Here is an 18,135-nt window from a genome sequence, read left to right as displayed (position 1 = left end):
CTGGTGCTATGTGCCTGGAGCGGATGCCTGAGCTTCCCGAGGTAGAGAGCGCGAGACGCAACCTGGAGCGTTGGTTCCAAGGCCACCGCGTGGTCAGGGCCGAGGCGGATGCCACCCGCATCTTCCGAGGTGCCCAGCGCAAGAAGTTCTCCGAGCTGACCGGGCGCGTCGAGTCCCTGGATCGCCGCGGCAAGTACCTGTTGCTCACCTTCGAGGGGGGCCGCGGCCTGCTGGCCCACCTGGGGATGACGGGCAAGTTCCTGCGGCGCCCCGAGGGCCAGTCGGTGCCCCACAGCCACGCCCGTTTTCATCTGGACGATGGCCATGTCATCCACTTCTCGGACTATCGCCTCTTCGGGAGGATGGAGCCCGCTCCCGCCGCGCGCCTGCACCAACTCGAGGCCATCCAGGCGCTCGGCAGGGACCCGGTGGCGGACGGGCTCACCGCGCAGCAACTCCAAGAGGTGATGGGCCGCTCGCGGATGGATCTCAAGGTAGCGCTGATGGACCAGGGGCGCGTGGCGGGCCTGGGTAACATCTATGTCGCAGAGGCGCTCTTCCGCTCGGGTTTGCACCCCGCGCGCAAGCCGGCCTCCCTGTCTCCCGAGGAGTGGGCGCGCCTCACCCGGGCCATCCACGACACCCTCTCTTCCGCGCTGGAGCAGGAGCAGGGGGAAGACCCGGTGTACCTGGAAGAGAACAAGTCGGAGAATCCGTTCCTGGTGTATGGCCGGGCAGGTGGTCCCTGCACCACGTGCAAGACGAAGGTGCAGTCCATCGTGCAGGGGGGACGCACCACGCACTTCTGCCCGAAGTGTCAACCGAAGCGCATCAGCAAGAGAGGGAAGCGATGAGCGTCAAAGCCAAGGGCCTCGACCACGTGGCCATCGCCGTGAAGGACCTGGACAAGGCCATCGCCTTGTACCGGGACACGCTGGGCCTGGAGCTGTCCGAGATCGAAGAGGTGCCCGAGCAGCAGGTGCGCACCGCCATCTTCGGCCACGGCAGCGGCCGCGTGGAGCTCATTTGTCCCACCTCCACGGACACCAGTGTGGCGAAGTTCCTCGAGAAGCGGGGCGAGGGGCTGCACCACATCTGCATCGAGGTGGACGACATCGAGGCGTCCCTGGCGGCGCTGAAGGCGAAGGGGGCGCCGTTGATCGACGAGACGCCCAAGCCGGGGGCGGGAGGCGCGAAGGTGGCCTTCATCCACCCGAAGGGAAGCCATGGGGTGCTCGTGGAGTTGAGCCAGAAGCCGAAGCACCCGTGAGTTGACCGTTGGGAAGGCAGGTGTGGTTGACGTTGACACCCCTCCCCCCCGTGGCTTAACTCGCGCGCCCTCTGTACACGGCCGCCCTGAGCGGTCCTGGAGATACGTGCCCATGTCTCACGTCCTGCTGGCGGCTTTGCTCGTCGCCTCCGCCACGGCCACCGCCCAGACGTCTGCCCAGAAGACGCCGGTGCCTGAGAGCGGGACGCCGGCGTCCGGCCAGTCTGCGCCCACTCCGGCCACCGCCGCGCCCGTTCCCGCCGCTCCCGCCTCGCCGGGTGCCTCTTCCGCTCCCGCGACGTCCGCGCCCACGGCCGCCCCTGTTGCCGCCGAGGGGGGCGAGCTCACCCCGGAGATGCAGCGCGAGCTGGATCGCCGCCTGGAGGCCGCCAAGCAGGAGATGCGCGAGGAGATCCGCGCGCAGATGGCCACCCAGTCGCTGTCCTCCGACTGGCAGCAGGAGTTCTCGGAGGAGAAGCGCAAGCTGGAGCTGTTCACGCTGGACGGCTACTTCCGCGTCCGTCCGAGCCTCTTCTACAAGTTCGACCTGGGCAAGGCGCGCGAGCGCGCGCTGTTCCCCACGCGCTCGGACAACGAGAACACGCAGGCCGGCGCCAACATGCGCGTGCGGCTGGAGCCCACCTTCAACATCTCCGAGGAGGTGCGGCTGAAGTTGCAGGTGGACATGCTGGACAACCTGCTCTTCGGCTCCACGCCGGACTCCTCGCAGAGCGGCCGGGACGTGTTCACGGTGTTCTCCGAGAGCCAGAATCCGTCCCCGGCGGGCACGACCCTGAAGGACTCCATCTACGTGAAGCGGGCCTACGGCGAGGTGAGCACCCCGGTGGGCATCCTGCGCTTCGGGCGCATGGGCAGCCAGTGGGGCCTGGGCATGCTGCACAACGACGGCAACTGCCTGGACTGCGACTTCGGCGACAACGTGGACCGCATCCAGTTCGTCACCGAGCCGTTCGCCGGCTTCTATGTGACGCCGATGGTCGACTTCAACTCCGAGGGCATCACCAGCGAGTCGGTGGCCCCGGATCCGCAGCGCGAGACGTTCGACTACACGAACTCGGACGACAGCCACAGCTACGTGATTGCCATCGCGCGCCGGGACACCGATCAGCAGATCAAGGAGAAGCTGGAGAACAACCAGGGCGTGCTGAACTACGGCCTGCACTTCACCTACCGCACGCAGCGCTGGGACAACGCGGGGACGGGGCTGCTCAACTCCTCGTTCAGCTTCGTGCCGCGCGACGCCACGCTCTACATGCCGGACCTGTGGGTGCGCTACGAGGAGAAGGCGTTCCGCCTCGAGGCCGAGCTGTCCCTGATTGGCGGCAGCATCGGCAACCGGGCGGCGGACGCGGCCAGCGCGAGCGATCCGGCGCAGAACCAGTCGCTGCGCGTGCTGCAATTCGGTGGCGTGGCGCAGGGTGAGTACAAGCTGGTGAACGGCAACCTGCACCTGGGGCTCGAGGTGGGCGTGGCGTCGGGAGACAAGGCCGCGGGCTTCGGCAACTACCAGCGGGGCCGGGTGGTCAATCAGGGCGGTGAGAGCATCGACGGGCCCCAGTACAGCTGCGGCTCGGGTGGCTGCGCCGACAACGCCATCCGCAACTTCCGCTTCAACCGCTCCTACCGCGTGGACCTCATCCTCTGGCGCGAGCTGATTGGCGGCCTCACGGACGCCGCGTACGTCAAGCCTTCGGTGAAGTACTCGCTGGCGGACGGCTTCGATCTGTTCGGCAGCGTCATCTACTCGCAGGCGCTCTACGCGGAGTCCACGCCGTCCACCACCAACCGCGCCCTGGGGCTCGAGGTGGACTTGGGGGCGCGCTACGAGACCGAGGATGGCTTCGTCGCGGGTATCAACTGGGGCATCTTGTTCCCCATGGCCGGCCTGCAGGAGCCGCCGGATGTCGCGCAGCGGGACTTCGAGACGGCCCAGGCGATCCGCGGCACGCTCGCCGTCCGCTTCTAGGGCTGGCACGCGCATGAGCCGTCCGTCTCGGGTTCTTCTCTTGTTGGGCGTGGGCCTCCTGCTGGGGGCCTGCGGCATCAAGGGGTCTCCGCGCCCGCCGCTGCCTCCTCCTCCGCCCCCGTCGGAGACGCAGCCGCCTCCCGCGCCGGAAGTCCAGCCCCCGGGGCAGTCCACTCGTGGTCCCTTCGAGCCCGCGGGGCCGGGCCCTCAGGACGCAGGGTCGTGAACCACTTCAACTACGTTCGAGGCAGTCTCCACGCGGAGCAGGTGCCGCTGGCCGCCATCGCCGAGGCAGTAGGGACGCCCACCTACGTGTACTCCACGGCCACGCTCACCCGGCATTTCCGGGTGGTGACGGAGGCCTTCCAGGGCACCCCGCACCTCATCTGTTACTCGGTGAAGGCCAACAGCACGCTCGCGGTGCTGCACCTGTTCGCGAAGGAGGGCGGTGGCTTCGACATCGTCTCTGGCGGAGAACTGGCCCGCGTGCAGCGGGCGGGTGGCTCGCCGGGCAAGACGGTGTTCGCGGGCGTGGGCAAGACGCCCGAGGAGATGGAGCAGGCGCTGGCCGCCGGCATCCTCATGTTCAACGTGGAGAGCGCCGAGGAGTTGGAGGCGCTCGATGCGGTGGGGCGGAAGGTGGGGCGGCGCGCTCCTTTCGCCCTGCGCGTCAACCCGGACGTGGATGCGCGCACGCACCGCTACATCTCCACCGGGCTGAAGACGTCCAAGTTCGGCGTGCCCTTCGAGGAGGCGGTGGCGCTCTATGCCCGCTCCCGGAAGATGAAGGGCCTGAGCGCGGTGGGGTTGGACTGCCACATCGGCTCGCAGCTCACCCAGGCAGCGCCAATGAAGGTGGCCATCTCCAAGGTGGCGGGGCTGTACCGCTCGTTGAAGGAGCAGGGCTACCCGCTGAGCTACCTGGACATCGGTGGTGGCCTGGGCATCACCTACTCGGATGAGACGCCTCCCTCGCCTGCGGAGTACGCGCGCACCGTGCTGAAGGCGGTGGAGGACACGGGCTCCACGCTCATCCTGGAGCCGGGGCGGGCGCTGGTGGGCAATGCCGGCGTGCTGCTCACGCGCGTGCTGTACCGCAAGCGCACGCCCACGAAGACGTTCGTGGTGGTGGATGTGGGGATGAACGATCTCATCCGCCCGGCGCTCTACGAGGCGCACCATGCCCTGCAGCCGGTGGTGAAGCGGCGGGGCAAGCCGGTGGAGGTGGACGTGGTGGGTCCGGTGTGCGAGTCCAGCGACGTGCTGGCCCGGGCCCGAGCGCTGGTGCTGCCCCAGCAGGACGACCTGTACGCGGTGATGAGCGCCGGGGCTTACGGGATGAGCATGTCTTCTACCTATAACTCCCGGCCCCGGTCGGCCGAGGTTCTGGTGGATGGAGCGGCCTGGCGTGTCATCCGGGAGCGGGAGACCGTCGAGGACCTCTGGCGCGGCGAGCGGGCCTGAACATATAAGCGGCGGCCATGAAGACCTTCGAAGGCTCCATGACGGCGCTCGCGACGCCCTTCAGGAACGGAAAGATCGACGAGGCGGCCTACCGCGCGTTGATCGATCGACAGGTGGAGGGCGGCACGAGCGTGCTGCTGCCCATCGGCACCACGGGCGAGGCCGTGACGATGACGGCCGAGGAGCGCGCCCAGGCTGTGAAGCTGGCGGTGGATGCGGCGCGAGGGCGGGTGCCGGTGGTGGCGGGCGCGGGCTCCAACAGCACGGCGGAGACCATCGAGTCGGTGGGCCGCGTGCGAGAGCTGGGGGCGCAGGGGGCGCTGATCGTCACGCCCTACTACAACAAGCCCACCCAGTTCGGTCTGCTGCAGCACTACCGGGCCATCGCCAAGGCGCACCCGGGTTTCCCGATCGTGGCCTACAACGTCCCCGGGCGCACGGGCGTGGACCTGCTGCCGGAGACGGTGATGTGGCTGTGCGACATCCCCGAAGTGGTGGCCATCAAGGAGGCCACGGGGAACATGGCGCGCGCGGTGGACCTGGTCGAGAAGTGCGGCGACCGCATCACCCTGTTGTCGGGAGATGACTTCACGGTGCTGCCGTTCATCGCCTGTGGCGGCAAGGGCGTCGTCTCGGTGTCCTCGAACGTGGCGCCTCGGATGATGGCGGACCTGGTGGCGGCGGCCCGGGCCGGAGACCTGGCCAAGGCGCGCGAGCTGCAGGTGCAGATGAACGCGCTTCACAAGGTGCTCTTCGTCGAGTCCAACCCCATCCCGGTCAAGTGGGCGCTGCACCTGTTGGGCGTGTTCGGGCCGGAGATCCGCCTGCCGCTGACGCCGCTGTCCGAGCCGCAGGCGGCGAAGCTGAAGGAAGAGCTGCTGCGGCTGAACCTGATCCAGGCTTGAGCCGCCCCCGGAGGTCCTCGTGCTTCGTACCGTCATCACCGGCGTCTCCGGCCGCATGGGCAGCACGCTGCTGCGGCTGGCGAAGAGCTCCCCAGGTTTCTCCGTCGTGGGAGCCACGGCTCGGCCTGGGAGTGCTTCGGTGGGGCAGGACGCGGGGCAGGCCGCGCGCCTCGGTGAGCCGTTCGGGTTGAAGGTGGTGGACGCGCTGGGCCCGGCGCTCGAGGCGGGAGCCCAGGTGGTGATCGACTTTACCCACGCGGAGGCCAGCGTGGAGCACGCGCGGCTGTGCGCGGCGCGCGGGGTGGGCATGGTGATCGGCTCCACGGGCTTCTCCGCGCAGGCTCGCGAGCAGGTAGCTGCTGCCGCCCGTTCCATTCCCGTGGTGCTGGCCCCCAACACCTCGGTGGGTGTCAACGTCGTCATCCAGGTGGCGGCGGAGCTGGCTCGGGTGCTGGGCGAGGGCTTTGACGTCGAGGTGGTGGAGACGCACCACCGGATGAAGAAGGACGCGCCCTCGGGCACGGCGCTCCGGTTGGCGGAGGTGCTCGCCCAGTCGCTGGGGCGCACCAGCGAGGACTTCGTCTTCGAGCGCCATGGCCAGGTGGGCGCCCGCACCCCTCGCGAGATTGGCATCCAGGCCCTGCGAGGCGGGGACGTGGTGGGCGAGCACACGGTGTTCTTCTTCGGCGAGGGTGAGCGTGTGGAGCTCACCCACCGGGCGACCAGCCGGGACCAGTTCGCCAAGGGGGCGCTCCGGGCGGCAAACTGGGTCGTGGGGCAGCGCCCCGGGCTCTATGACATGGCCGATGTGCTCGGCCTGAAGAGGACATCATGAGCGTCACACGCTACTGCCGCTTCCTTCACGAGGGCCGTGCCTGGCATGGCCGCATCGAGGGCAATGAAGTCGTCGTCCTCAACGCCGCGCCGTGGGCTGGGGGCAAGGAGACGGGGCTGCGGCGCTCGCTGGCGACGCTCTCGCTGATGGTGCCCGCGGAGGCCTCCAAGATCGTCTGCATCGGGCAGAACTACCGCAAGCACGCGGAGGAGATGGGCAAGCCCGTGCCGCCCGAGCCCCTCATCTTCATCAAGCCCTCCACCTCGCTGAACGGGCCGCGCTCGCCCATCCGCATCCCCAAGGCCAGCGAGGAGGTGCACTACGAGGCGGAGCTGGGGCTCGTCATCGGCGAGCGGCTGAAGAACGCGGACGAGGCCACCGCCGCTCGCGCCATCTGGGGGCTCACCTGCTTCAACGACGTGACGGCGCGGGACATCCAGCGCCGCGAGGTGCAGCACACCCGCGCCAAGAGCTACGACACCTTCTCCTGCGCCGGGCCGTGGGCGGTGACGGGGCTGTCTCCGGCGGATCTGCGCATCCAGTGCAAGGTGAACGGACAGGTGCGCCAGGACAGCCGCACCTCCGACATGGTGTTCGGCCCAGCGGCGCTCGTGTCCTTCATCTCCCACATCATGACGCTCCTGCCTGGAGACCTGATAAGCACCGGAACTCCCTCGGGAGTCGGGAAGCTGGTGGCCGGGGATACGGTCGAGGTGGAGATCGAGGGAATCGGGACCCTGTCCAATCCGGTTGAGATGGAGCCGTGAGCACCGCCAACGTCTACGTCGGGCTGGGTTCCAACGAGGGAGACCGCGAGGGCTATCTCGTGGCTGCCTTGGAGGCCCTCTCGCGCATTGACGCGGTCGCCGTGCTGCGCTGCTCCTCGCTGTATGACAGCGCGCCCGTGGGCCCGTCCCAGCCGCGCTACCTCAACGCCGTGGTCGCGCTGGAGTGCGTCCTGCCTCCACTGCGGCTGCTGACCATCCTCCAGCGCATCGAGCATGATCTGGGCCGCCGCCGCGACGGTGTGCGCTGGGGGCCTCGGCCGATCGATCTCGACATCCTCCTGTGGGACGGCGAGCTCGTGGCGGAGGTGAACCTCCAGGTTCCGCACCTGGAGCTGCACAAGCGCCGCTTCGCGCTGGAGCCGCTGGCGGAACTGGCCCCGGAGCTGAAGCACCCGGTGCTGGGCGTGACGGTGAGACAGCTTCTCGCCGGCCTGGCTCCGCAAGATGTCCGCAGGCTGTCGGCCACCCAGTGGCCCGAGGCCAGCCCCCTGGTGAACGATTCATGATCCTTTCCGTAGCCCTGACGACCGCTGCGCTGCTCGCCGCTGAGCCGACCAATCTTCCGCCCAACCACCCGGCCATCCCTCCGGGGACCGAGGCGTCGCCCGCCCGACCCGGCTCCTTGCCCGCCGGGCATCCTCCGCTTCCGGAAGGAGAGGGCTCGGCTGCTCAGGGCGCACTGCCCGAGGGCCATCCGCCCATGACGGGCAGTGGCTCAGGGCCGTCGGGCATGTCCACCGGGGCGCTGCCCGAGGGCCATCCTCCGATGTCGGGCACGGGCCGGGCGCCACCCACGGCCGACGAGCTGCTCAAGCAGCTCGACACGACGGACGGCCTGCGCGCGCGGGAGAAGACGTTCGAGATCGCCTCTTCGCTGGGCAAGCTCTACTACACGAACGGGCGCCCCTCGGACGCGGTGGTGTACTTCCTCCAAGCGGAGGAGAAGGCGGCGGCGACGCGGGCGCTGTTCGTGGAGCAGCGCAAGAAGCTGGGGAAGACGCCCGTGCCGAGTCCTGAGGATGCGGGCTGTGGCTTCACGCCGACCACGTCCGTGGAGGACATGGGCAAGGCGGCTGCGGAGCGCGCGAAGAAGGGTGACTCCGCGGGCGCGGCGAGCTGTGCGAAGGTGGCGCTGGGGCCTGTGGTGGAGGTGGAGGTGCTGCGCGCCAACGCCCTGTACCTGACGGGCGACAAGGCGGGAGCGCTGGCGGTGTACGAGCGGGCGCTGGACGTGGCGCCTTCCAACGAGGAGGCGCTCTTCGCTCGTTCGGCGGTGCTGTACGAGACGAAGGGTGAGGACGTGAAGGCGCTGCGGGCGGCGCACGAGGGCTTCGAGGCTTTCGTCGCGGCGCATCCGGACTCGCCTCGCACGGATCTGGCGAAGCAGCTCAGCCAGTTCGCCCAGGACTCGGCGAAGGCTGGGGGCCGGGAGAAGTGGAAGCAGTCGCGCGCGGAGGACCGGCGCATCCGTTTGTCTCAGCGGCCTTCGGAGCCGATGGCCGCGGCGCCGATGATGGGAGGGACAGGGCCCATGGCGGGCGCGTCGGGGGCCATGGGTGGACAGGGGCAGGACGGGCCGCCCGTGCTGACGCAGGAGATGGTGGACGCCGTCCAGAACACCGAGCGCACGCCGGAGCTGGAGGCGGGCCTGGCGAAGCTGGTGGAGGAGGGCGAGGACAACCTGGCGAAGGGCCAGTACGACGCGGCGCTTGGCGTGTACCGGCGCGTGGTGCCCTTCCAGCCGGAGAACGGCCGCGCGAAGGCAGGCATGGCCTGGGCGCTGGTGGGGCTGGGCAAACCGATGGCGGATCGAATCTGGGGCGTGGCGGTGGGTTCGGATCCAGCGGCGGTGGAGAAGCTGGGCGACACCCTGATGGCCAAGGGTGATGCGAAGGGCGCCAAGGCGCTCTGGGCCAAGCTGCTGCAGTCCGTGCCGGACTACCCGAACAAGGCGGCCCTGCAGGCCAAGGCCGGCCAGTAACCGTCGATCAGTTCGCGAACCGCGATTCGGGGGGAGTCAGGCGACTCCCCACGAGTTCCAGAGCCATCTGGGCTCCGAGCATCACCACCGCATCGGCCTCTGCCTCGCGGTAGGAGCGTTTGGCGGAGTCCAGCACAGTCCACGATCGTGGACTCCCGTCCAGCTCCGCGTACGCCTTCTGCACCGCAACCTCTGCATCTTCCAAGCGCTTGGCGAGCGCTACGCTGTTCACCGTGTTCATGGAGGCCATGAAGTGCAGCTGGCGTGCCGGGGCACTGCGCTGCCTCTGGCGTATGACGCGGGAGCGGGTCGGGCTGCGTCCAGCGGGCGTAACGGAGGAGGAGCTGAGCCTCTCTTACTTCACGAGAAGATGAGTCACAGGAAGCGCGCGGCCAGCAGGTCCTGCACATCGAGCAGGCCCACGGCGCGGCCCTCGGCATCCACCACCGGGAGCTGATCCACCCGGGCCTCGCGCATCTGGGCCGCCGCCGTGAGTACCAGCGTCTCGGGGCTCACGCACTTGGGCCTGCGGCCCATCACCTCACGCACGGGGACTGTGAAGTCCGTGCGGCCCTGCTCCACCAGCCGGCGGAGATCTCCATCGGTGAAGATGCCCACCAGCCGTCCCTGGCGATCCACCACGTTGGTGGCGCCGGGCCGTCCAGGCGTCTGCGTCATCACCCCGACGGCATCGGACAGCCTGGCGGAGTCGCGCACGACGGGGTTGGTGGGGCCGGTGCGCATGACCTCGAAGACGCGCTGGACGGAGCGGCCGATCTTCCCTCCCGGATGCAGCAGCGCATACTCCTCCGTTCCGAAGGTGCGCGAGCGCATCAGGGTCATCGCCAGCGCGTCGCCCATGGCGTGCAGCGCGGCGGTGGAGGCGGTGGGGACCAGGCCCATGGGGCACGCCTCTTCGATGCGGCCGATGTCCAGCACGACATCCGCTCCGCGAGCCAGCGGGCTCTCTGGCTCGCCGGTGAGGGCAATGACGGGGGTGCCCAGGCGTCGGAACGAGGGCAGTAGCCGGAGCACCTCCTCGGTGGAGCCACTGTTGGAGAGGGCCAGGATGACGTCACCGCGGCCCACGCGCCCCAGGTCGCCGTGCAAGGCTTCAGCGGGGTGGAGGAAGAAGGAGCGGATGCCGGTGGAGGCCAGAGTGGCGGACAGCTTCTGACCGATGAGGCCCGCCTTGCCCATGCCCGTGACGACGGCCTGGGTCTGACACTCGCGCAGCAGCCCGAGCGCCTTGAGGAACGAGTCCCCCAGCCGCAGCCCGAGGATGGCGCGGGCCTCGGCCTCGAGCACTCCCTGGGCGTAGGCGAGGGCCTCGTTGGCCTCCTCGGTTCGGGGCGGCGCAGTGGCGACACTCCTGCCGGGAAGGGCGCGGAGCCGGGGCTTGTTGGCGGTGGAGCGACGGGGGCGAGCCATTCGCGGTCCTTCTACTCTTGGGGTGCGGTGGGCCGCTACCCTTGACGCGGTGCGGGCCATCGGTTACGCGCTCGCACGCCCGGTCCTCGGGCTGGAACGTTCACCCTGCGTACGCAGGTTTTCCCACAATAGGTGACGGCATGAAGTTCTTCATCGACACGGCGGACGTTGGAGAGATCCGCAAGGCATACGAGATGGGGTGTGTGGACGGCGTCACCACCAACCCGTCGTTGTTGGCGAAGGTGGGCCGCGGGCTCGAGGAGACCATCCGGGAGATCTGCTCCATCGTGGACGGACCGGTGAGCGCCGAGTGCGTTTCGCTGGAGGCGCCGGAGCTCATCAAGGAGGGGCGCACGCTGGCGAAGATCCACGACAACGTGGTGGTGAAGATCCCCATGGGCGTGGAGGGGATGAAGGCGGTGAAGGCGCTGACGTCTGAGGGCATCCGGACGAACGTGACGCTGGTGTTCTCGGCGAACCAGGCGCTGTTGTGCGCCAAGGCGGGAGCCACGTACGTGTCTCCGTTCGTGGGCCGGCTGGACGACATCTCCGAGGACGGGATGGAGCTGATCTCGAACATCCTCGAGATCTACCGGAACTACGACTTCACGACGCAGGTGCTGGTGGCGAGCGTGCGCAACCCCATCCACGTGCTGCAGGCGGCGCGGCTGGGAGCGGACGTGGCGACGCTGCCCTTCAGCGTGATCAACCAGCTGGCGCAGCACCCGCTCACGGACATCGGCATCAAGAAGTTCCTGGCTGACTGGGAGAAGGTTCCCAAGAAGTAGTCCAGCAACGGGCGCTGGAAAGAGGACGGCCACCGGCTCCAGAGCGGAGCACGGTGGCCGTCGTGTTTCAGGGGGACCCCGGGTTACTCGATGGCGCCAATGGTTTGGGCACCCGTGGTCGTGCCCAGCACGGTCGTGCTGAAGGTGGCCTCGTCGCTCTGACAGGATTGGGTGTCTGTGCGGGCGGCGCCAGTGATAGTGGCATCGCTCACGTAACCGCCGCCCCAACTCGTGAAATACACCTTGTAGACACAGATCGGTGAGGTGGTGAGGCAAGCCTGGCCAGTCGAGGTGCTGAACAGCTCTCGGACGTAGCCAAAGCCGTAGCCATCCTGGAAGCCAGCGCTAGCGACCTTCACACTGCCCTTTGTCGCCTTATGGGTCGCCGAAAAGGATGTACCCTGGGCCTGCGGGCGGTTGAAGAAGTCGTCGCCAAAGTACATCCTGACAGTGGTTGTTTCGCCCTTGCCCAGGGGCGGCGGATTGGTGTCGCCGCAATTGCCGGAGAACACATTGGGCAAAATATAGGTGTGGGTCGGGTCGAGCGTTGGCTTCCCTGTGTAGAGGATGCGCGTCTCGACCCAGATGGAGGTGTCGTTGTCCCAGACCCCGTTGGGGCCGTTCCACTGGCCATCGGCGGGGGCCTCATCGATGTATGTCTCGCCAGGATCGCGGACACCGTTGTCGTTGTTGTCGACGAAGGGCTCACCCTGGTCATAGAACTGCTCACCCGGATCCCGGATGCCGTTGGTGTTTCCGTCGTCGAACCATTCCTCTCCGCGGGTATAAGCGAGGACCGTGACGAGGCCGTCGCGAGGATTGGCAGTCAGCTGGCCCTTGGGGCCCCGGGGTTCCCGGTCGCGCTTGATGGGGAACTGGGCGTCGTCGGCCTCGAGGGGATCCACATCCACGGGCAGCGCCCCTTCGGTGCTGAAGTTGACGGAGCCCTTGCCCTCGTCCGCGTTGTTTCCGGTGGGGCTATAAGCCTTGGTCGCCACGGAGTTGGTGATGTTGCCCGCCTCGACCTTGAAGTTGACCGTGGTCCCGGTACCTACGGGGTTGAGGTACCGGTCCTGCACCTTCACGTCACAGGCGACGGTGTAGAGCGCTGGCGGGTTGGGGGAGGTATAGACCCCAATGTTGATCGTCTTGCAAGCCAGGCTGAAGCCCTTGTTGGCCACCTTGGCACCGCGGATACCGATGTTCGGGCTGTCCACCTCGACGCGGCCCGCGATGGCGACCGCATGCACCACGATGGCGCCGATGGAAGGGCCCGACGACACGATGGCCGTTGCGATGCCCTGCGCGTTGGTGGTGGCGGAGGGCGACACGGTGGTGCCTCCAGGCGGATTGGGAATGCTGAAGGTCACCGTCACCCCGGGTACGGGCTGACTGGTCGAGTCCACCACCTTGAAGGAGACCTGGGACTGCTCGTTGAAGCCGGAGCTCTTCGTTCCCATGATGGTGCAGGGCGTACCTCCGCACGTCGTCGAGGAGTGGGTGATCTGCTGGATGTTGGTGATCTTCACCGACACGCTCGCCTGGGCACCAGATGCTGTGTGGCGGGCACGGACACTCGCGGTGCCCGCCGGGCCGCTCTCCACCAGGCGCACCACTGCCTTGCCTGCGCTATTCGTGGAGGCCTGCACGGACTGGGCGGGGGTGTCGCTCTGTGAGACCTGGAGGCCTCCCACGGTCGTGTCGAAGGTGATGGACTCTCCCACCTTCGGGGTATTGCCGCTGCCTGTCAGCGTGGCGGTGATCTCCGCGAAGTCTCCCACGGACGTGAAGACGGAGCTCTTGGAGCTGACCACCGTAATCGTGGTGCCACCGTCCCCGCTTCCACTGCCACCGTCCGGGTTTCCAGTGCCACCGTCCGGGGTTCCTCCATCGCCAGTGCTGCCGGAGCTGACCGTCACGGTCACGGTTCCGGTTGTCGAGCCCCACGTGGCCTCGATGCGCACGCTGCCAGCGCACTTCGCATCCGCGGTCTTGTCACAGGTGAAGCTCGTCGTCGCCTTGCCGTTGGCAAGGTTCAACTTCTCCTCCGTGTCGCTGTTGCCCAGCGCTCCCGCGGGGGTGACCACTGTGACGTCGCCGGTGCCGGCCGAGCCGTCCGCATTCGTCGCGGTGATGGTGAGCTGTGCGGCCTGTCCCCGATCATTGATCTGCCGGGGCGTGGCTGAGAGCAGGAGCTCAGGTTCTTCCTCAGTGGGCTTGTCGCCTCCACCGCACGCGGCGACGATCCCCAGCGCGACCGCCAGGGCGGCGCCCAAGCGCCAAATCGGACGTTGCATAATCTCAGGACTCCTGATGAAGAGAGGTGGCCGGCAGTATTTTCGACGGTACGCCGTTCGTCAAAGCGGCGGTATTCCGCCTTTCCCCATCCGGCGAGGAACGCATGGACTTCCAGCTCACGGACTCTCAGCGCGCGCTCCAGGAGACCGCGCGTAAATTCGCCCGCGAGGTCATTCGTCCCAAGGCTGCCCACTATGATGAGACGGCAGAATTCCCTCGGGACCTGATCGCCTCCGCGCATGAGCTGGGTCTCATGAACCTGGGTGCCTCCGCGGATCACGGCGGCTCGGGGCTCTCCCATCTGGAGCAGGTCATCGTCTGCGAGGAGCTGGCCTGGGGCTGCTCGGGCGTGGCCACCTCGCTCTACGTCAACGATCTGGCCAACCTTCCCATCGTCCTCGCCGGCACCGAGGAGCAGAAGCAGCGGCTGCTCAGCCACTTCAGCGAGAAGCCCAAGCTGTCCGCCTTCTGCCTCACCGAGCCTGCCGCCGGCTCGGACGTGGCCGGCATGAGCACCACCGCGCGCCGCGAGGGAGACCACTACGTCCTCAACGGCTCCAAGTGCTTCATCAGCAACGGCGGCTATGCCGAGCAGTTCACCGTCTTCGCCACGCTCGACAAGGCCAAGCGCCACAAGGGCATCACCTGCTTCGTCGTCGAGGGCCGGCCCGCGGGTCTCACCGCCGGCAAGCACGAGAACAAGATGGGCCAGCGCGCCAGCAACACCGTCACGCTCACCTTCGATGAGGTGCGCGTCCCGGTGGCCAACCGCATCGGCGAGGAGGGCGAGGGCTTCCGCATCGCCATGGAAACGCTGGACAACAGCCGCCCCGTCACCGCCAGCTTCTCCGTGGGCATTGCCCGCGCCGCGCTCGAGCACAGCCTGGAGTACAGCTCCCAGCGACAGACCTTCGGCAAGCCCATCCGCGAGCATCAGGGCATCCAGTTCATGCTCGCCGACATGGGCATGAACATCCAGGCCGCGCGCCTGCTCGTCCACCAGAGCGCTTGGCTGCTCGACCAGGGCCAGAAGAACACCCTGGTCTCCAGCTACGCCAAGTGCTTCGCCGCCGACATGGCCATGAAGGTGACGACCGACGCCGTCCAGGTCTACGGCGGCTACGGCTACATCAAGGACTACCCCGTCGAGAAGCTGATGCGCGACGCCAAGCTCATCCAGGTCTACGAGGGCACCAGCCAGGTCCAGCGCATCGTCATCGCGCGCGAACTGTTCAAGTAGAAAAGTAAAACTGCGACTCCCGGCGAATTCCCGTTGCTCTCGCGGGAGCCGGATGCCTATTACTCCAGCCCGTTCGCGCGTTGCGTCAACATCCGCGCGCGTACCAAGGAGATGGACGCCGTGAAGATCCTCGTCACCGCCAAGCGCGTGGAAGACCCCGAGTCGAAGATCAAAGTGAAGCCGGATGGCTCGGGCATCGTTCAGGAGGGGCTGAAGTACAAGATGAACCCCTTTGACGAGATCGGCGTGGAAGAAGGACTGCGCCTCGTCGCCAAGCACACCGGCGAGGTGGTGGTGGTCTCCATCGGCGGCAAGGAGGTGCAGGAGCAGCTGCGCCAGGCCCTCGCCATGGGCGCCCAGCGCGCGGTATGGGTCAACCACACCGGTCCGCTGGACCAACTGGGCATCGCCGGGTTGCTCCAGAAGGTGGTGGAGAAGGAGAAGCCGGACATCGTCGTCCTGGGCAAGCAGTCCATCGACGACGACCAGAACCAGGTGGGCCAGTACCTCGCCGAGTTCCTCGGCTGGAGCCAGGCCACCTTCGCCTCCAAGGTCGAGTCCCTGGAGAGCGAGCAGGAGAAGAACAAGGTGCCCGCGCTGGCGGTGAGCGCCGACGGCAAGTCGGTGCGCGTGGTGCGCGAGGTGGACAACGGGCTGGCCACGCTGGAGTGCGCGCTGCCGGCCGTCGTCACCACGGACCTGCGCCTGAACCTGCCGCGCTACACCAGCCTGCCTGGCATCATGAAGGCCAAGAGCAAGCCCATCGAGGAGCTGACGCCGCAGAAGCTGGGCGTGGACGTCACCCCGAAGATCCAGGTGCTGAAGATGTCCTCGCCCCCGCCGCGCAAGGCCGGCATCAAGGTGGCGGACGTGGCCGCGCTGGTGGACAAGCTGCACAACGAGGCCAAGGTCGTCTAGGCCCGTTCCTTCAACTGCTTCGAGACTCTGGAGTCCAAGATGCCGACCATTCTCATCGTCGCCGAGCAGCAACCGGACGGGAACCTGCGCAAGGCCACCCTCAACGCCATCTCCGCGGGCCGCACCCTGGCCGAGAAGGCGGGGGGAGAGCTGCACCTGGTGCTGCTGTCCAAGGATCCCTCCAAGGTAACCGAGGAGCTCAAGGGCCTGGGCGCCAAGGCGGTCCACACCGCCGCCGCGCCCGAGTTCGAGCACTACCTGGCCGAGGTGTTCGCCCCCGTCATCGCCGGCCTGGCGCAGGAGCTGAAGGCCGACTACGTGGGCCAGGCGTCCACCGCCATGGGCAAGGACCTGATGCCCCGCGTCGCCGCGCGCCTGAAGGCCGCCATGGCCACGGACGTGATGGGCTTCAACGGCAGCGGAGCCGACGTCACCTTCACTCGCCCCATGTGGGCCGGTAACGTCTTCGCCGAGGTGAAGCTCACCACCCCGGTGAAGGTGTTCAGCGTGCGCGCCACCGAGTTCCCTGCCGCCCAGGGCGGTCAGGCCGCCGCCGAGGTGAAGACCTTCTCGCCGAAGCTCGAGCCTTCCAAGACGAAGTTCGTCGACTTCAAGGAAGTGAAGAGCGCGCGTCCCGAGCTGACCGAGGCCCGCGTGGTGGTCTCCGGCGGCCGCGGCACCAAGGGCGACTTCAAGGAGATCGAGGCCCTGGCCGATGAGCTCGGCGCGGCCGTGGGCGCCTCCCGCGCCGTGTGCGACGCGGGCTGGGTGCCGAACGATCTGCAGGTGGGCCAGACGGGCAAGGTGGTGGCTCCGCAGCTCTACATCGCGGCGGGCATCAGCGGCGCCATCCAGCACCTGGCCGGTATGAAGAGCTCGAAGACCATCGTCGCCATCAACAAGGACCCCGAGGCCCCCATCTTCCAGGTGGCCGACTACGGTCTGGTGGCGGACCTCTTCAAGGTGCTGCCCGAGCTGCGGCAGGCCCTGCAGAAGCTGAAGTAGCACCCGGGCTCTCGCGAGAGCCTGGACGAGGGGCGGTGGCGAGCAGGTCTCGCGCCGCCCCTCTGTCGTTGCGGGCTACAGGTTGATGTCCGGCTTGTTCTCGCCGTTCTTCTGGCCCTCTTGCGGCGGGGCGGGCTCGTTGAGCCCATCAGGGACGTTCTGCTCGCCGGGCGGAGGCTCATCCGGTGTGGGGGGCGCCAGCTCTCGCTTGCTTCCACCGCCCACCTTGTCCAGCAGATCGATCGGCGGCTGCCCGGGCACCTCCACCTGGAGCACCTGATAGCTCCAGTCATCCCCGGTCTTGGTGGCCTCGACGCGGAGGAGGCCCTGGGCCTTCGTTCCCTCCAAGGGGATGCCGAAGCGGGCCTGGCTCTGCCCATTCACGTATGAGACGGAGCTCTGCCAGTTGCCCGCATCTCGGATGGGCGTGCCCAGGGTCGCCTGTACCTCTGAGTCCGCCATGGCGATGGCCAGGGCGTTCTGGGCCGCCGGGCTCTTGTTCGTGGCGTAGAGGCCCGTGACGACGGCGATGACTCCGAAGCACAAGCACGAGGCCATCACGCCCAGGCAGCCCACGGGCACCGCCCACTTCCAGTTGCGGCTCCACCAGCTCGGCTGTGGCGCCATGTTGCCTTCCGGCGTCATGTCGGGACCCTCTCGAGGTTTGCCCACCGCAATGGGTCGGGCTCGCCCGCGTCATACGCGGTTAGCGGAAAGCTACACAGAGCCTTGTGCAGGAAGCAGGCGAGAGGCAGACGATTGGTGCAGACGCGACGGAGCGGGTAGCATGGCCTCGTACTTTGCAAGCCCGGGGGGCCCCAGGCCGGAGGGCACGCCGCCGGGAGATGGCCGTGGCTGCATTCCTTCCCAACAGACTTGGCAAGCGGCCCGTGGGCGCGGGCGGGGACGTGCTGAGCGCCGTGCCCCGGCTCCACCCGGAGGCGGGTGTGCAGCGCGTGGCGGGGAAGTTGATGGCGGCCGGGCCTGACGACTTCATGCACCGGTTCGAGGACGAGCAGGGGCAGGTGTCCGCGGTGGCCGAGCGCATCGTGGAGCTGGTGGACGGGCGGCGGACGGTGGCGGACATCGTGACGGTGCTGTGCCAGGAGTTCGAGGTGGAGCCGGAGGTGTGCCGTGAGGACACGCTCTCCTTCGTGCGCCTCCTCGTGGAGAAGAAGGTGCTGGTGCTCGGGCCGTGAAGGCCGGGCACTCGGGCCGTGAACGG

Annotated in this window: 18 protein-coding genes; 14 read left to right on the top strand and 4 right to left on the bottom strand. The window is 67.9% G+C overall.

The genetic code is table 11. The annotated features are described in order from the left end of the window. The first annotated feature begins 23 nt into the window (after positions 1–23). The 9 genes from mutM to KY501_RS17450 all read left to right on the top strand — a co-directional run bounded on the left by mutM (position 24) and on the right by KY501_RS17450 (position 9,230). Positions 24–854 (top strand): bifunctional DNA-formamidopyrimidine glycosylase/DNA-(apurinic or apyrimidinic site) lyase, encoded by an 831-nt coding sequence (mutM, locus tag KY501_RS17490; RefSeq protein WP_224364307.1) that lies wholly within the window; start codon positions 24–26, stop codon positions 852–854. Further along, a complete protein-coding gene (gene mce / locus KY501_RS17485) occupies positions 851–1,270 on the top strand; it encodes a methylmalonyl-CoA epimerase (RefSeq protein WP_224364306.1) in 420 nt (139 codons plus the stop codon). The genes mutM and mce overlap by 4 nt, the downstream gene beginning before the upstream one ends. Before the next feature lie 112 nt (positions 1,271–1,382). Beyond that, positions 1,383–3,257 carry a TIGR04551 family protein gene (locus tag KY501_RS17480; RefSeq protein WP_224364305.1) on the top strand — a complete coding sequence of 625 codons (1,875 nt, stop codon included), beginning with the start codon at positions 1,383–1,385 and terminating at the stop codon, positions 3,255–3,257. 222 nt (positions 3,258–3,479) lie between these two features. Beyond that, positions 3,480–4,721 carry a diaminopimelate decarboxylase gene (gene lysA, locus KY501_RS17475; RefSeq protein ID WP_224364304.1) on the top strand — a complete coding sequence of 414 codons (1,242 nt, stop codon included), beginning with the start codon at positions 3,480–3,482 and terminating at the stop codon, positions 4,719–4,721. A gap of 17 nt (positions 4,722–4,738) precedes the next feature. Further along, positions 4,739–5,626 carry a 4-hydroxy-tetrahydrodipicolinate synthase gene (gene dapA / locus KY501_RS17470; protein ID WP_224364303.1) on the top strand — a complete coding sequence of 296 codons (888 nt, stop codon included), beginning with the start codon at positions 4,739–4,741 and terminating at the stop codon, positions 5,624–5,626. A 19-nt stretch (positions 5,627–5,645) separates the two neighbouring features. Further along, positions 5,646–6,461 (top strand): 4-hydroxy-tetrahydrodipicolinate reductase, encoded by an 816-nt coding sequence (gene dapB / locus KY501_RS17465; RefSeq protein WP_224364302.1) that lies wholly within the window; start codon positions 5,646–5,648, stop codon positions 6,459–6,461. Beyond that, complete coding sequence (locus tag KY501_RS17460) at positions 6,458–7,228, top strand: fumarylacetoacetate hydrolase family protein (RefSeq protein WP_224364301.1); 771 nt, start codon at positions 6,458–6,460, stop codon at positions 7,226–7,228. The genes dapB and KY501_RS17460 overlap by 4 nt, the downstream gene beginning before the upstream one ends. Continuing rightward, a complete protein-coding gene (folK, locus tag KY501_RS17455) occupies positions 7,225–7,755 on the top strand; it encodes a 2-amino-4-hydroxy-6-hydroxymethyldihydropteridine diphosphokinase (protein WP_224364300.1) in 531 nt (176 codons plus the stop codon). The genes KY501_RS17460 and folK overlap by 4 nt, the downstream gene beginning before the upstream one ends. Then, positions 7,752–9,230 (top strand): tetratricopeptide repeat protein, encoded by a 1,479-nt coding sequence (locus tag KY501_RS17450; protein WP_224364299.1) that lies wholly within the window; start codon positions 7,752–7,754, stop codon positions 9,228–9,230. The genes folK and KY501_RS17450 overlap by 4 nt, the downstream gene beginning before the upstream one ends. A gap of 7 nt (positions 9,231–9,237) precedes the next feature. On the opposite strand, the gene KY501_RS17445 is transcribed toward KY501_RS17450, so the two are convergent. Further along, positions 9,238–9,480, bottom strand: a complete 243-nt coding sequence (locus KY501_RS17445; protein WP_224364298.1) for a hypothetical protein — start codon at positions 9,478–9,480, stop codon at positions 9,238–9,240. Between the two features lie 125 nt (positions 9,481–9,605). After that, positions 9,606–10,661 (bottom strand): KpsF/GutQ family sugar-phosphate isomerase, encoded by a 1,056-nt coding sequence (locus KY501_RS17440; RefSeq protein ID WP_224364297.1) that lies wholly within the window; start codon positions 10,659–10,661, stop codon positions 9,606–9,608. Positions 10,662–10,801: 140 nt separating this feature from the next. Here KY501_RS17440 and fsa point away from each other — a divergent pair, with 140 nt between their 5' ends. Further along, positions 10,802–11,449, top strand: coding sequence for a fructose-6-phosphate aldolase (gene fsa / locus KY501_RS17435; protein ID WP_224364296.1), 648 nt, complete (start codon positions 10,802–10,804; stop codon positions 11,447–11,449). An 83-nt stretch (positions 11,450–11,532) separates the two neighbouring features. On the opposite strand, the gene KY501_RS17430 is transcribed toward fsa, so the two are convergent. Then, a complete protein-coding gene (locus tag KY501_RS17430; protein ID WP_224364295.1) occupies positions 11,533–13,746 on the bottom strand; it encodes an Ig-like domain-containing protein in 2,214 nt (737 codons plus the stop codon). Between the two features lie 104 nt (positions 13,747–13,850). Here KY501_RS17430 and KY501_RS17425 point away from each other — a divergent pair, with 104 nt between their 5' ends. The 3 genes from KY501_RS17425 to KY501_RS17415 all read left to right on the top strand — a co-directional run bounded on the left by KY501_RS17425 (position 13,851) and on the right by KY501_RS17415 (position 16,910). Next, entirely contained in the window at positions 13,851–14,987 is a 1,137-nt protein-coding gene (locus KY501_RS17425) for an acyl-CoA dehydrogenase family protein (RefSeq protein ID WP_224364294.1), read from the top strand. 120 nt (positions 14,988–15,107) lie between these two features. Then, entirely contained in the window at positions 15,108–15,905 is a 798-nt protein-coding gene (locus KY501_RS17420; protein WP_224364358.1) for an electron transfer flavoprotein subunit beta/FixA family protein, read from the top strand. A 39-nt stretch (positions 15,906–15,944) separates the two neighbouring features. Beyond that, a complete protein-coding gene (locus KY501_RS17415) occupies positions 15,945–16,910 on the top strand; it encodes an electron transfer flavoprotein subunit alpha/FixB family protein (RefSeq protein ID WP_224364293.1) in 966 nt (321 codons plus the stop codon). A 75-nt stretch (positions 16,911–16,985) separates the two neighbouring features. Here KY501_RS17415 and KY501_RS17410 read toward each other — a convergent pair whose 3' ends face one another. After that, positions 16,986–17,555 carry a cytochrome c oxidase assembly factor Coa1 family protein gene (locus KY501_RS17410; RefSeq protein WP_224364292.1) on the bottom strand — a complete coding sequence of 190 codons (570 nt, stop codon included), beginning with the start codon at positions 17,553–17,555 and terminating at the stop codon, positions 16,986–16,988. A 206-nt stretch (positions 17,556–17,761) separates the two neighbouring features. On the opposite strand from KY501_RS17410, the gene KY501_RS17405 reads away from it, so the two are divergent. Then, positions 17,762–18,109, top strand: a complete 348-nt coding sequence (locus KY501_RS17405; RefSeq protein WP_224364291.1) for a PqqD family protein — start codon at positions 17,762–17,764, stop codon at positions 18,107–18,109. Positions 18,110–18,135: the final 26 nt, after the last annotated feature.

The sequence above is a fragment of the Hyalangium versicolor genome, from assembly GCF_020103695.1.
GTDB classification, from domain to species: domain Bacteria; phylum Myxococcota; class Myxococcia; order Myxococcales; family Myxococcaceae; genus Hyalangium; species Hyalangium versicolor.
The sequence above is the reverse complement of the archived record's forward strand: the minus strand, read 5'-3'. Positions and strand labels throughout refer to the sequence as shown.

What these genes read in the sequence shown, in the direction of transcription:
- KY501_RS17415 (WP_224364293.1), top strand. Translation starts at nt 15,945, where the DNA reads ATGCCGACCATTCTCATCGTCGCCGAGCAGCAACCGGACGGGAACCTG.
- fsa (WP_224364296.1), top strand. Translation starts at nt 10,802, where the DNA reads ATGAAGTTCTTCATCGACACGGCGGACGTTGGAGAGATCCGCAAGGCA.
- mce (WP_224364306.1), top strand. Translation starts at nt 851, where the DNA reads ATGAGCGTCAAAGCCAAGGGCCTCGACCACGTGGCCATCGCCGTGAAG.
- KY501_RS17445 (WP_224364298.1), bottom strand. Translation starts at nt 9,480, where the DNA reads ATGGCCTCCATGAACACGGTGAACAGCGTAGCGCTCGCCAAGCGCTTG.
- KY501_RS17480 (WP_224364305.1), top strand. Translation starts at nt 1,383, where the DNA reads ATGTCTCACGTCCTGCTGGCGGCTTTGCTCGTCGCCTCCGCCACGGCC.
- KY501_RS17430 (WP_224364295.1), bottom strand. Translation starts at nt 13,746, where the DNA reads ATGCAACGTCCGATTTGGCGCTTGGGCGCCGCCCTGGCGGTCGCGCTG.
- KY501_RS17425 (WP_224364294.1), top strand. Translation starts at nt 13,851, where the DNA reads ATGGACTTCCAGCTCACGGACTCTCAGCGCGCGCTCCAGGAGACCGCG.
- KY501_RS17460 (WP_224364301.1), top strand. Translation starts at nt 6,458, where the DNA reads ATGAGCGTCACACGCTACTGCCGCTTCCTTCACGAGGGCCGTGCCTGG.
- mutM (WP_224364307.1), top strand. Translation starts at nt 24, where the DNA reads ATGCCTGAGCTTCCCGAGGTAGAGAGCGCGAGACGCAACCTGGAGCGT.
- dapA (WP_224364303.1), top strand. Translation starts at nt 4,739, where the DNA reads ATGAAGACCTTCGAAGGCTCCATGACGGCGCTCGCGACGCCCTTCAGG.
- KY501_RS17450 (WP_224364299.1), top strand. Translation starts at nt 7,752, where the DNA reads ATGATCCTTTCCGTAGCCCTGACGACCGCTGCGCTGCTCGCCGCTGAG.
- KY501_RS17440 (WP_224364297.1), bottom strand. Translation starts at nt 10,661, where the DNA reads ATGGCTCGCCCCCGTCGCTCCACCGCCAACAAGCCCCGGCTCCGCGCC.
- KY501_RS17410 (WP_224364292.1), bottom strand. Translation starts at nt 17,555, where the DNA reads ATGACGCCGGAAGGCAACATGGCGCCACAGCCGAGCTGGTGGAGCCGC.